This window comes from Marinobacter denitrificans (assembly GCF_008795955.1).
GTDB lineage: Bacteria > Pseudomonadota > Gammaproteobacteria > Pseudomonadales > Oleiphilaceae > Marinobacter > Marinobacter denitrificans.
The window spans coordinates 46,932-59,268 of sequence record NZ_VMHN01000013.1 but is presented as its reverse complement, the minus strand read 5'-3'; the positions used below and the strand labels follow the sequence as shown (position 1 = coordinate 59,268).

At 53.6% G+C, this 12,337-nt stretch carries 11 protein-coding genes; 9 read left to right on the top strand and 2 right to left on the bottom strand.

Annotation, left to right across the window (positions count from 1 at the left end; translation table 11 throughout):
• The first annotated feature begins 141 nt into the window (after positions 1–141).
• From FO268_RS21670 to FO268_RS21640, 7 genes are all read left to right on the top strand, one after another.
• On the top strand, positions 142–1,092 hold the full coding sequence (locus tag FO268_RS21670; protein WP_150995291.1) for an ABC transporter substrate-binding protein: 951 nt from the start codon (positions 142–144) through the stop codon (positions 1,090–1,092).
• A gap of 59 nt (positions 1,093–1,151) precedes the next feature.
• Complete coding sequence (locus FO268_RS21665; RefSeq protein ID WP_150995290.1) at positions 1,152–1,853, top strand: isochorismatase family protein; 702 nt, start codon at positions 1,152–1,154, stop codon at positions 1,851–1,853.
• Positions 1,854–1,917: 64 nt separating this feature from the next.
• Positions 1,918–2,673, top strand: a complete 756-nt coding sequence (locus FO268_RS21660; protein ID WP_150995289.1) for an ABC transporter permease — start codon at positions 1,918–1,920, stop codon at positions 2,671–2,673.
• Entirely contained in the window at positions 2,670–3,443 is a 774-nt protein-coding gene (locus FO268_RS21655; RefSeq protein WP_150995288.1) for an ABC transporter ATP-binding protein, read from the top strand. The genes FO268_RS21660 and FO268_RS21655 overlap by 4 nt, the downstream gene beginning before the upstream one ends.
• On the top strand, positions 3,440–4,195 hold the full coding sequence (locus FO268_RS21650) for an ABC transporter permease (protein WP_150995287.1): 756 nt from the start codon (positions 3,440–3,442) through the stop codon (positions 4,193–4,195). The genes FO268_RS21655 and FO268_RS21650 overlap by 4 nt, the downstream gene beginning before the upstream one ends.
• Positions 4,192–6,261 (top strand): hydantoinase/oxoprolinase family protein, encoded by a 2,070-nt coding sequence (locus FO268_RS21645; RefSeq protein ID WP_191967024.1) that lies wholly within the window; start codon positions 4,192–4,194, stop codon positions 6,259–6,261. The genes FO268_RS21650 and FO268_RS21645 overlap by 4 nt, the downstream gene beginning before the upstream one ends.
• Positions 6,258–7,922, top strand: coding sequence for a hydantoinase B/oxoprolinase family protein (locus FO268_RS21640; RefSeq protein WP_150995285.1), 1,665 nt, complete (start codon positions 6,258–6,260; stop codon positions 7,920–7,922). The genes FO268_RS21645 and FO268_RS21640 overlap by 4 nt, the downstream gene beginning before the upstream one ends.
• Positions 7,923–7,980: 58 nt before the next feature.
• On the opposite strand, the gene FO268_RS21635 is transcribed toward FO268_RS21640, so the two are convergent.
• Complete coding sequence (locus FO268_RS21635) at positions 7,981–9,105, bottom strand: ornithine cyclodeaminase family protein (protein WP_150995284.1); 1,125 nt, start codon at positions 9,103–9,105, stop codon at positions 7,981–7,983.
• Positions 9,106–9,253: 148 nt separating this feature from the next.
• Between FO268_RS21635 and FO268_RS21630 the strand changes: the two genes are divergently transcribed.
• Together FO268_RS21630 and FO268_RS21625 are read left to right on the top strand one after the other, a co-directional pair.
• Positions 9,254–10,015, top strand: a complete 762-nt coding sequence (locus tag FO268_RS21630) for a sulfite exporter TauE/SafE family protein (protein ID WP_150995283.1) — start codon at positions 9,254–9,256, stop codon at positions 10,013–10,015.
• Positions 10,016–10,273: 258 nt separating this feature from the next.
• Complete coding sequence (locus FO268_RS21625) at positions 10,274–11,155, top strand: LysR substrate-binding domain-containing protein (RefSeq protein ID WP_150995282.1); 882 nt, start codon at positions 10,274–10,276, stop codon at positions 11,153–11,155.
• Between the two features lie 194 nt (positions 11,156–11,349).
• On the opposite strand, the gene FO268_RS21620 is transcribed toward FO268_RS21625, so the two are convergent.
• Positions 11,350–12,303 (bottom strand): catechol 2,3-dioxygenase, encoded by a 954-nt coding sequence (locus FO268_RS21620; protein ID WP_150995281.1) that lies wholly within the window; start codon positions 12,301–12,303, stop codon positions 11,350–11,352.
• Positions 12,304–12,337 lie beyond the last annotated feature (34 nt).

Below are 12,337 nucleotides of genomic sequence, written 5' to 3'. Positions count from 1 at the left end.
GTGAATTATTGACAATGCCGATGCTCTGGACTAATGGTTTTATATTAACATTAAAGAAGAGTTCTTGGAATGTGATATATGAGCTGTCACAGATTTGCCGGTGCACCCTGACTCAACGAAACAAGTAGAAGGATATCGGGCATGAATTTGAAAAATGTATTTTTGACCGTAGTTATGGCTTGGACAATGGCGTTTACTCAGCTTCATGCCAGGGAACGGGTGGATATCGGGCTGTCAGTACCAAACTTTGGCCCTTATGCCGCGGTGTATGTGGCGGATGATCTCGGCTATTACGCGGATGAAGGTGTCGACGTTCAAATCACGGCATTCCGCGGCGGCAGTGCAGCACAGCAGGCTCTTGCCTCTGCTGCCATGGACATCATCAATTACTTCCCTCCCGGCGCTGCGGTTGCTATTGAGCGAGGGGTAAAACAGAAGGTGGTTGCTGTTGGGGCCGCCAGACCGGATGGCTGGCATATGATGGTAAAGTCTGGCTCCAGTATCGAAAAGCCTGAAGATCTGGACGGTCGCCGAGTCGGCATTACCGGCAAAAACAGCACCACTGACTACTACGCTCTTTGGGTTGCCGATCAATACGGGATTGAGATCGAAACGGTTCCGGTTGGCGGCGCCGGAATGATTCCCGCGTTATTGTCCGATCAGGTGGATGCCATTTCCGCGTTCTCTCCGTTGACCTACCGATTGATTGTTTCCGGTGATGGTCGCTCCCTTGTGGACTACGCCAAGGATATGCCCCCAACTCTGCCGGATGTCTGGGTAGCCTCCCAGGACATGATTGATGACCGCCCTGAGCAAGTTGAGGGAGTTTTGCGTGCAATGTATCGCGCGACCCGCTACATGCAGAAAAACCGTGATTATTCCATCGATTTTCTGCGGAAATTCACAGGCGAGGAAGATCCCGAGGTCCTTCGACTGGAATACGAAGTGGGCATCATGAACCGCGCCACCCGTGCCAATATCGAGCCTGAATGGCTAAAGGCCTCTCTCGGCCTGGCCGGCGATTCCGGTTCGGGTACACTTTCTCCTGATGAGGTTTATACCGATCAGTTCGCGGATATTGGTGCTGAATAAGATCGGACAGGACCTCAATACAGTGCGCTTTAATAGTATTCAGCGGAGATAGACTAACGATGCCACATAGTTTCGAAGACCATTGCTGGCAGGATATTGTCAGCCCGGATGTGTTGCGCATCTATGAGGCGTATATCCGCGATACCTACATTGGTTCACGTCCGGCCATACTTGCAATTGACCTTTATAACAAGGCGTACAGAGGAGGGGGCCGGCCTGTGTTGAACCTGTTGGATAAGTACCCGAGTGCCTGCGGTGAGAACGCCTGGAATGCCATAGAGCCTACCAGGCAGTTACTCGCAGTGGCCCGGGAACACTCCGTGCCCGTTATCTACACCACTCAGGTGGAGCGCCAGCAACAGGGAGTCAGGGCAACGTCGCGGGCAGTGGACGCATCCCACGACGATGACTTTGAAATCTTTGCTGAGTTTCAGCCTCAGAATGATGATCTGGTGATCGGGAAAGAGCGCGCGAGCGCTTTCTTTGGCACGCCTTTGATTGCGTATCTCCAGAAAATGAACATTGACACCGTCATTGTCTGCGGCGAAAGCACCAGTGGTTGTGTCCGGACGTCGGCAGTTGATGCTTACTCATACGGTTTTCATGTGGTCATGGCGGAAGAGGCCTGTTTTGACCGAAGCGTGCTCTCCCACAAAGTGAATCTTTTCGATTTGCATCATAAATATGCGGATGTGATGCATTTGGAGGAGGTGGTTGCTCATTTTCAGTCAAAAGAGGGTTGGTCCTGTGTTGAGATCTGATCCGGTTTATTAACGCCTGATGGAACCCGAGTCATATCAACAAGAATAAAACCAAGGTGCGTAAATGCGATTGTCCGTGTTACTTGGAGCCCAGACAGGCTTCTTCCTCCTGCTTGCCATAGTATGGGAGTCGATCAGTCGTCTGGAGCTTGCTGATCCACGACTGTTGCCCTCATTCCTGACTGTTCTGGGGGTGCTCGGCGACTTGCTTACGCAGCGCGATTTCCTGATGGATCTGGGTATTACAGGGCTTGAAGTGGGAGTGGCGTTTATTATTGCCGCCCCGCTGGGAGTTTCCATTGGATTTCTACTCGGTGAGAAACTCTTCCTGGGGCAGATTCTGAGCCCGATGTTCCACTTCATGCTGTCTGTTCCGCAATCCATTTTTCTTCCTATTTTTATGCTCTTACTTGGGATTGGCTTTCTGGAGAAAGTCGTTTTCGGAGTTACCCACGCCATTTTCGTCATTATTGTAACGACGACCGCTGCGGTTCGTACTGTGCCGCGGGATTACGTAACCGTTGCCCGCACGTTTGGCGCCACGCCCCGACAGATCTATTTGCGAGTTTACCTGCCAGCTATGTTACCGGTGGTGATGACAGGACTTCGGCTGGGAATGATCTTTAATATCATCGGTGTTCTGCTGGCGGAAATGGATGCAAGCCGAGCGGGTATTGGACGACGACTGTTTTCATGGGGCGAGGGGTTTCAATTGGATTTGTTATTGGCCGGCATTCTGCTGGTCTCCGCGCTCACCATAATAATCAATGAGGTTATGCGTTACTGCGAACATCGCGCCGCCAGAGGTCACGTAGCATGAGTAGTGAAGTCATCAGAGTCGAAAACCTGAGCAAAGTGTATTCCACTCGCGAGGGCGATTTCCATGCCCTGGATAAACTCAGCTTTGCTATCGAAGAAGGTGGCTTTGTCAGTATTGTTGGGCCAAGTGGTTGCGGGAAGTCCACCCTGCTTCAACTGCTGACCGGCCTGCTTGAACCGACGTCTGGACAGGTTTTGATCGACGGGATTGAGGTGCGCAAGCCGCTCCCGGAAAAAACCGGCGTCATGTTTCAGGATGCCACGTTATTGCCCTGGCTTACTGCTGAAGAAAACGTTGCTTTTCCTCTCTCTCTTTGTGGCACGGACAAGAAGGAGAGTCAGCGTAGGGCTCGTGACCTTCTGAAGCTTGTGGGCCTGGGAGATTTTATCAACCATCGACCAGCAGAGCTCTCGGGCGGTATGCGCCAGCGTGTTGCCATTGCCCGAGGGCTGGTTCGTGACCCCCGCATACTGCTGATGGATGAGCCATTTGCAGCGCTCGATGAGCAGACGCGCTTCAAAATGGGGGAAGAGCTGCTGTGGATTTGGCAGGAGACCCGCAAAACTATCCTGTTTATTACTCATGGCTTGACAGAGGCAATTTATCTTTCGGATACGGTATTGGTAATGGGAACAAAGCCGGGTCGTATTATTGAAGTGATACCAGTGGACCTGCCACGGCCACGGACATTTGAAATGATTAGCAGTGAGTTTTTCGGTAAGGCGCGCAACCGAATCTGGAAGCTGATTCAGGAGGAGGCCGAAGCGTGAGCAAACCATCACTCATACGTTATGCAATTCTGTTGGCGTTGATTGCGTTATGGTTTCTCGTCACTGCCATGGAGTGGGTTAAACCTATTCAACTGCCTCCCCCAGCGGGTTTATGGGCAGCCTGGCAAGCCGATGGTTCGCGGTTCCTGGATGCGTTTGCCCTGACCGCCGCTGAGATTGCGGTTGCCATCCTGATCGCATGGCCACTGGGGATTGGGGTTGGCGCTGTGTTTGGCAGCCTCAGGGCAGTATCCGCTGTCGCTTCAGCAATATTGGGATCTCTGTTTGCCGTGCCTGCCATCATCCTTTACCCACTTTTTATCGCATGGGTCGGTATGGGGCCTGAGTCCAAGGTTTTGTTCGGGGTTATTGCCGGCTTTTTTCCGATCGCACTTAATACACTATCCGGAGTGCGTCAGGTAGACGAGAGTTACGTCACCATGGCAAGGGCCATGGGCGCGAGCAGATTGCAGGTTTTTTATCGCGTGGTTTTACGTCTGGCCTTGCCATCGGTTATTTCTGGTCTGCGCATTGGTACAGCGTTGATCATGATCAGCGTGGTGGTAAGCGAGATGCTTGCCTCGTTTGGAGGGCTCGGTTACATGATTGCATACCATCGCACGATGTTTGATACGGGCCATGTCTATCTTGGCATTCTAATGGCGCTGTTGACGGTTTTGACCGTTAACTGGCTTCTGTCGATGCTGGAATCACACTTCAGTAAGTGGCAAGAAAGGGGGGCGGATCTGTGAAACGGTGGCTGGTGGGAATCGATACGGGGGGAACCTTTACGGATCTGGTAGCGTTCAGTCCCGATGAGCCAGCGTTGCGATTGGCGAAAGTGCCTTCGGTGCCGGAGGATCCCTCAACGGCAGTAATGGCAGCACTGGAAGACTTGTTCAGTCAGGGCGTGGAACCTGAGGCGATACAGGTACTGGTGCATGGCACGACAGTCGCTACCAACGCTTTGCTGGAAAACAAGGGAGTTCCCACGGGACTCCTGATTACCAAAGGATTCAGGGCCATCTATGAGGCTAGGGGCTGGACACGTCCGGATCCGGTAAGCCTGATTGATCCGTTCTATTCGAAAGCGCCATTACTGGCACCACAGCGACTCACGGCTGAAGTGGATGAGCGTATGGATTTTGACGGGAGCGTATACAAGCCCCTGGACGAGTCGCAGCTTCGCGAATCTGTAAGACACCTGAGGGATCAGGGTGTTGAAGCGATTGCTGTTTGCTACCTGTTCAGCTTCCTGAATCCCGAGAACGAGCTGCGTACCGCTGAAATCATTGCGGAAGAGGCACCTGGGGTGCGGGTTTCACTGTCCTCGGCCATATTACCCCTGATACGGGAGTACCCCCGTTTATCCACAACCGTGGTCGATGCCTACATTGGCCCGGTTGTTGAGCATTACCTGTTGAGTCTTGCCGGGCGTCTGAAAGAGCGGGGGGTGAAAACGCCCCAGGTTTACCTCATGCAATCCAATGGCGGTTTAATGAGGATTACCGTCGGAGCCCGATTCCCCAACCAGACGCTTCTCTCAGGACCAGCTGGTGGTGTAGTGGCGGGGTTGAGGCTGGCCGAGCGCGCAGGTACCGGCAACCTGGTGACTTTCGACGTGGGTGGAACCAGCACTGATATCTGTGTGATAGCAGGAGGATTGGCACAGCAAACCAGTGAAGGTGTGTTGGGTGGTCAGCATGTGGGCACGCCAATGTTGCAGGTACGCACGCTGGGCGCGGGGGGCGGAACACTGGCTTATGTCGGCAAGGATGGACTGCTGAAGGTGGGGCCGGCCAGTGCGGGTGCCGTCCCTGGCCCGGCGTGTTATGGCCGAGGCGGAGAACGGCCCACCATTACCGACGCGAATCTCGTGGTTGGTATATTGGGAGCAGGAAGCCTTCTGGATGGTCGTATGCAACTGGATCTCGGGGCGGCTACCCGGTCAATGGAGGAGATTGCCCAGTCACTGGATCTGACGCCTCAGGATACCGCGGCCGGTATTCTGCGTATCGTGAACAACCACATGGCCATCGATTTACGACTCGCATTGCAGGAGCGTGGCCAGGACCCCCGTCGGTTTTCATTGGTGCCGTTTGGTGGGGCGGGCCCTATGCATGCATGCTGGCTGGCCCGTGCAGTGGGTATTCCGCGGGTTATTGTTCCAGGTCACCCGGGCCTTAACAGCGCTTTGGGCCTGCTTCAGACCGAAGTCAAGCATACCTATGTAAGGTCTGCGCCGGGCATACTGGACGAGTTCGACGTCGGTAAAATGAACTCCCTGATGGAAGAGCTGGGTAAACAGGCCTACGCCGATGCCCGTGAAGAAGGTTTTCAGTCAGAAGAGGTGGAGCTGCGTTATCAACTGGATATTCGCTATCTGCATCAGGGCTACGAGCTGATCGTTGATTGCCCAAATGTGCCGGTTCGTCAGGAGCACAAAGCCGGGATAAAACAGGATTTCGATACCTTGCACGCCACTCTGTATGGACAGAGTGCGCCTGATGAACCGGCCGAAATAGTGACCTTCCGCTTGCAGGCCAGCATCAAAGTTCCACAACTAACGGAACAGGATATTGATAGGGGAGGTGACATTAAGCGAGCTTTTAAAGGGGAGCGGAAGGTGTTTGATATCGACAGCGGTGAGAATGTGACCGTCGCTGTTTATGATCGCAGTCTACTCGGTGCGGGGGACTCGATCGCGGGCCCCTGTGTCATCGAGCAATTTGATTCCACCACCTGGGTTCTGGAGGGGCAGAAACTGACTGTCGATGCCTCTGGAGCGCTGGTCATTGATACGGAGGTGATAAAATGAGCGCCGATCCGATTACAACCGAAGTGGTCATCAATCGCCTGCGGGAGACCGCAGCGACGATGGAACACGCGCTTTATCACAGTGGCTATTCGACCATTTTGCGTGAATCCCAGGACGGTACTGCAGGTATTACTGATGCTAATGGCCGGGTGATTGTTGTCAGTGGTGGACTGCAATATCACTCGCTCCCATACACAACCGCAGTAAAGAGTGTTCTGACACGATTCGGTGACAAGATTCGGCAAGGGGACTGCTACGTCCTGAATGATCCGTACCTGGCCGGTAACCCGCATGTTCCGGATATGATGGTTATCACGCCGGTGTTTGTTGACAGTGAGCTGATTGCGTTTGCGGTGAGTCTGGCTCACAAGGCGGATCTTGGTGGGCTGGTACCCGGTTCCTCAGGAGCGGCAGCCCGGGAAATCTATCACGATGGCCTGTTGCTGCCTCCGGTTCTCTATTCCAGTGAAGAGGGAGTGAACGAGGCAGTAGAGGACATTATACGCAATAACAGTCGAGTGCCAGAGGCTGTTGTCGGGGATCTGCGTGGTCAGGTCGGGTGTACCCGGCTGGGTGCAAAGCGTTTGGTGGATCTGTGTGGGGAATACGGTACGGCCACGCTTACCTGGGTTATGGCGACTCTGCTGGAAACCACGGCAGCGCGGCTGGCTACCGAGCTGAACGACTGGCCGGATGGCTCTGCAGAGGTCGAGGGGCTGCTGGATCATGACGGGGCAGATATCGATACACCCGTCCGTATTCATGTGAAAGCGACAAAAACCGGCGACCGGCTTACTCTCGATTTCAGTGGCTGCAGCCCGCAGACCCTGGGGCCGGTGAACTGCTGCACGCCAACCGCTCAGGCGGTTTGCCTGCTGGCAGCCATTGCGGTGAGTGATCCGACCATCCCCATTAACTCGGGGCTTGTGGATCAGGTTGATTTCATCATCCCGCCCGGCCTGGTGGTAAGCCCACAGCATCCGGCGACAGTGAATCATTATTTTCCCACGTCGCACCTTATCTACAGCGTCGTACTGGCCGCTCTCGGCCAGCTTAATCCTACCCGTGCTGTTGCACCTTCAGGCTTGGGAACCGGCGCTCTTGCCGTGGGCTACCCTTACTCGCGAATGGGTAAACGTGCAGTGCAATATGAGTTACTGGTGACGTCTCTTGGCGGTACCAGTCTTGAGGATGGTGCATCGGTGGTGCTACCTATCAATCACTTTACGCCCAGTACGCCGGTCGAGGTTCTGGAGACCGAGTATCCAGTGCGGGTATCCTGCTTTGATATCTGGTGTGACTCTGCCGGAGCGGGAGAGCAGCGTGGTGGTATCGGATTTATTCGGGAGTATGAGTTTCTCAGCGACTGTGCGGTAACCGTGCGGACGTCAAACCATACCTATGGTGCCTGGGGCTTGAAAGGGGGAAAACCACCCCTGCATTCGAGGGCTATTCTGGACCCGGGAACGCCCGGCGAAGAAGAGCTGGGCCCGCTGGTCACCTGCCATTTAATGGCGGGCCAGGTGTTGCGACTGCAACAGAGTGGCGGCGCGGGTTACGGTGACCCATGCCTGCGAGCGCCGGAGAAAGTGGCGCAGGACGTGGCTGACGGTTATGTTTCATCACGTGCGGCGCACGAGGAATATGGAAAGACATTGTAAGTCAGGAGTAGCAGGAAACCATTCATACAACTGAACGGTTTCCTGTGCCGCTTCGAATTCAGTCGCGAATGTCCTGCACGAACCATTCACTGGGTAACTCGCGCCCCAGCGATTTTTGTCGTGCTGCCTCATACACCAGGCCTCCTACGCTGGCAAACTGCAGTCCCTGATTACCTCCGTTGATGTAGAGAGTAATATCCTCAGGGGATTGTCGCCCGGCGCTTTTACCGCTAACAAGATCAGAGAAGTCGGGGCAGTCCCGGCGGAAAAGGGTATTCCGGGGACGGGCTTCCGGTAACCGGCGAAGTTCTTCTTCAGTGCCGGCAATGTAGGCAACCGGGCTATGGCCAACACCCGATCGTACTCGTACCGGATCTTCGCCTGCGGTGGGGGCGCCACCGGCAATGCCCTGGCGAATAACCACGTCTGCGTGAAGAAGCAGCTCTTCCGACAGCTCAAAAGGCCCGAGGTTGGTGACGTGCATGCCCGGCTCCAGCCACTCGGGTTCGATGGTCGGTACCATGCTGCTGGTACATGATGACACAATATCTACCCCCCGAACCGCTTCTCTTGCACTGTCTACAGGAATAACCTCAAGTTGCAGTTCCTGCTCCATCTCTCTGGCGTAAAGCTCACGGTTCTCCCTGCTGGGGCTATAGACTTTGACCCTGGTGATGGGGCGTACCGAGCAGAACGCCTGCAGGTAGGTGCGCGCCATACCACCGGAGCCCAGCATGCCAACGGTGGTGGAGTCTTCGCGGGAAAGGTGCTTGACTCCGATGCCGGCTCCGCCTCCCACGCGCATATGTTGCAGATGGCCGTCATTCATCATGGCCAGAGGTTCGCCGTTTCGGGTAGAGAACAGCATGATGAGCCCGCAGTAGGTGCCGGGTTCCACGCAGTATTTATCCTCGCGGGGCAGACCACTGCGCTTATCCTCGGTCCACTGAATGACATCCGACTTCATCCGAATCGCGAAATAGGGTCCGGGGGCATGAGTGGCGCCTTCCATCGTGCCCCAGCGCCAGTATCCGTCGTCTCGCTCACAAGGCACGTACATGTCAATCCTGGGGCGATGTATGGAGTGGCCTTTTGAAAGACCCTTGAACGCCTCCTCCTGAATGTTTATGCAATCCCTCATGTTCAACAAGTCATGAATATCATCGTTGTTCAGAAATAGCATGCTACTTCCCCTTTCGTTGCTGTTGGTTTTGTAATTGGTGGATTCGCAACAAACAATTGTGGCGGCCACACGGGAATCGTATAATCGCCAAAATCTTAATAAACAAGATAAGATATTAATATACGAGAATAAGTCTAATGGGGCAACAATGGAACTAGTCTTGATACCTGATTCTCTGACAACAGGCATTGTTGCATTTCTTTTCATCTGTTCAATCGTGACATCTATGGTCACCGCAAGTTTCGGGGTCGGGGGAGGGCTGTTGCTGCTTGTCCTGATGGCAATGTGGGTGCCACCGGCGGCGATTATTCCGGTCCATGGCATCATCCAGTTTGCTTCGAATGGAGGCAGGGTGGTGTTGACCTGGAGAAACATCAACTGGAAGGTCCTTGTGGCCTTTATACCAGGGGTTGTTGCCGGGTCATTGCTGGGTACCCTGTTGCTGGTGCAACTGCCCGCCTATATCTGGCAATTGACCATCGCGCTGTTTGTCCTTTATCTGTGCTGGGGCCCCGGCCTGCCGAAGGCTGTACTTGGCAGTGCTGGTGTCTTTATTGCCGGCACCGCAACCACCTTTATCGGCCTGTTTGTTGGCGCTACAGGGCCATTGGTGGCTGCGTTTATCAAGCAGATAAAAATGGATCGTTTCGGTATCGTCGCTACCCAGGCAGCCGCGATGGCTCTTCAGCACGCTCCGAAAGCCGTTGTGTTTGGTTTTGCCGGTTTCGTTTTTCAAGAGTGGCTGCTGTTCATAGCGGGTATGGCACTTTTTGGATTCGTCGGAACATGGCTAGGGCTGCACGTGCTCCGAACTATCTCCAATAAATATTTTCACCGCTTGTTCAATGTCGTACTGACGCTTCTGTCGGTGCGCCTGCTTTGGCAGGCGGGTTCATCAATGTTGAATTGAGCCGGGCTCCGGCGTAGACGTAATGTCTTGAACGTACCCAGAGGGCGTTGCTGGGGAGCAGCTATGTTGACAGGCTCGAGGATTGTCGTAATTGGTGGTTTCAATAAATAAAACCTACAATCAAATATTAAGAAATTCTTCAAGCTACAGGAAAAAGCTGGGAATTAAGGGGTAGATGTAAACTACTTCCCAGTCTGTGCCAGTCCTGCGCTAGCGAAGGTTTAAATGAGCTCGCTGGAGTAAGAGAAAGGTCAAAGCATGAACTGCGCTATTACACTCAAGCAACTGCATGTGTTCGTCGAGGTTGCACGGCATGGCAACATTACCGTAGCAGCAAAGGCGCTATCGCTAACCCAACCTGCGGTAAGTATGGCCTTAAGCCAATTGGAAGCCTTGCTGAACCATCAGTTATTCGAACGCGCTCGGAACCGGCTCACTCTTAATGAGAAGGGCCGTTACCTTTTACCCAAGGCGGTCGAAATACTTGAACGGGTTCACAGCGTAGAACGAAGCCTCAAGGCTGAGACCGGTACAATCACTGGCTCCTTGCGTGTTAGCGCCAGTCTGACTGTGGGCAACTATTTGATGCCAGGGATGGTGAGCCAGTTTCTTGAGAAGCACCCGAATGTCGATGTGAGCCTGCAAATAGAGAACACGCGCGCAGTGATAGAGGATGTGCTGGCCTTCAATATCGACGTTGGCTTCGTCGAGGATTATCAGCGGACACCTGATACGGATATGATCCAATGGCGCGAGGATAGGCTGGCGATTTTTGCGTCTCCGAATGACCCTCTCGCCAAGCAGGATATAGTTTGCGAGAACGACCTTCAGAGCCGACCCTGGATCCTTCGAGAACAAGGCTCGGGCACAAGACATGTGTTCGAAAACGCTATCGCAGGGCGATTGAAAGATCTACGTGTTATCTTGGAGTTAAATCAGGCAGAGGCGGTAAAACAGGCTGTAGAAAATGGTCTAGGTATCAGCTGCATGTCCATTCTTTCGATCCATAAGGAACTCATAGAAGGGCGTTTTGTCGAGCTGCACGCACCTTCCCTGGACCTGGGGCGACATCTCTATATTGTGCTTCACAAGAAAAAATACCGCAGCGACGCGCTCAAGGCCTTCCTTGAGTTCGTCTAGAAGTGCAGGCGTTCAAGTAGTCAAAGTTTTAAAAAAGTTTGCTGGATTTCGCCCATGAGACACAGGTACAAAGGCAATCGCCAGCAGCGCGCACGCCCAAAGGGTCCAAACTCACTGCATAGCTCGAAATACCTAAAACTCAAGTCGCCAGTTAAAACCCCAGCACCTGTTTTTTACCTCAGGTCTATTGGCCTTTACACGCCCTCTGTGTAGACGGTGGTGAAGGCCGGATTCAGCTCTCCAGTATGGAAGAAAATTGCTGAGCCGATTTCCTCCTCCGTCCAGGTGATCACCGGCATGTCGGGCTGCGAAAGATAGCCCAAACCCGCAAAGGTTTCGTTACGATTCCCGGATGGATCGAAAAAGTAGCTTGTTGCTCCACGAGTGATTCCGTGACGTTGAGGAGTTACGTCGATCTTGACTTTGTTTTTTCCCAATACATCAGCAGCTTTGAGCACGTCTGCCCATTCATCAAGGAAGAATGAGCAGTGGTGCAAGCCTAGCGTTGGCCCTCCGACGAAGGCAATATCGTGCGGAGTCGTGGTCCGGGCCAAGAACGCTGCTGCCTGGACAGTATGGTCTGGACCCGCCATAATCTGTTCGGTCAGGCGAAAACCTAACACCTCTGTAAAGAAACGCGTATTGTCAGCCACTTTATTGATTCCACTGGGCGGATCCAATTCGCAGATCAGCAGGCAGTGATCAAGCCAGTGGACGCCTGCGCCCTTGAGCCCATCTGGCCAAGGATCGGGGTTGTTCACGCCGACGGCTTTACCTACGAACTCTTTCTCGGCATATAGATACATCAGATGGCCACTAGGCATCCAAAACCGAAGAGCGCGGCCGCAAAACGGCAGAGTTCCGGGAGGGACCATCTCGACGTCCAAACCGTACTCAATGATACGGGACTTTAGCTCATCCAGGTCGCCATCCGATTCCACTTTATAGGCAACATGGTTCATGCCAGCTCGATCCGAGGCACTGAGCATGATCGAATATTTGTCCCATTCATCCCAGCCCTTGAGGTAGACGTTGCCTTTGTCATCTTCAGCCGATGGCATGAGTCCAAGGATTTCTTCGTAGTGCTTCCGTGCTGCTACCATATCCAATACGCGCAAGTTAATATGCCCGATACGCATTACACCCATGACTACTCTCCTCGTTTTCCGATAATGGCCTTTT

Bases quoted from the DNA above. Each gene is read 5' to 3' on its own strand.
- FO268_RS21660 (WP_150995289.1), top strand. From the start codon at position 1,918: ATGCGATTGTCCGTGTTACTTGGAGCCCAGACAGGCTTCTTCCTCCTG.
- FO268_RS21655 (WP_150995288.1), top strand. From the start codon at position 2,670: ATGAGTAGTGAAGTCATCAGAGTCGAAAACCTGAGCAAAGTGTATTCC.
- FO268_RS21670 (WP_150995291.1), top strand. From the start codon at position 142: ATGAATTTGAAAAATGTATTTTTGACCGTAGTTATGGCTTGGACAATG.
- FO268_RS21665 (WP_150995290.1), top strand. From the start codon at position 1,152: ATGCCACATAGTTTCGAAGACCATTGCTGGCAGGATATTGTCAGCCCG.
- FO268_RS21630 (WP_150995283.1), top strand. From the start codon at position 9,254: ATGGAACTAGTCTTGATACCTGATTCTCTGACAACAGGCATTGTTGCA.
- FO268_RS21640 (WP_150995285.1), top strand. From the start codon at position 6,258: ATGAGCGCCGATCCGATTACAACCGAAGTGGTCATCAATCGCCTGCGG.
- FO268_RS21625 (WP_150995282.1), top strand. From the start codon at position 10,274: ATGAACTGCGCTATTACACTCAAGCAACTGCATGTGTTCGTCGAGGTT.
- FO268_RS21635 (WP_150995284.1), bottom strand. From the start codon at position 9,105: ATGCTATTTCTGAACAACGATGATATTCATGACTTGTTGAACATGAGG.
- FO268_RS21620 (WP_150995281.1), bottom strand. From the start codon at position 12,303: ATGGGTGTAATGCGTATCGGGCATATTAACTTGCGCGTATTGGATATG.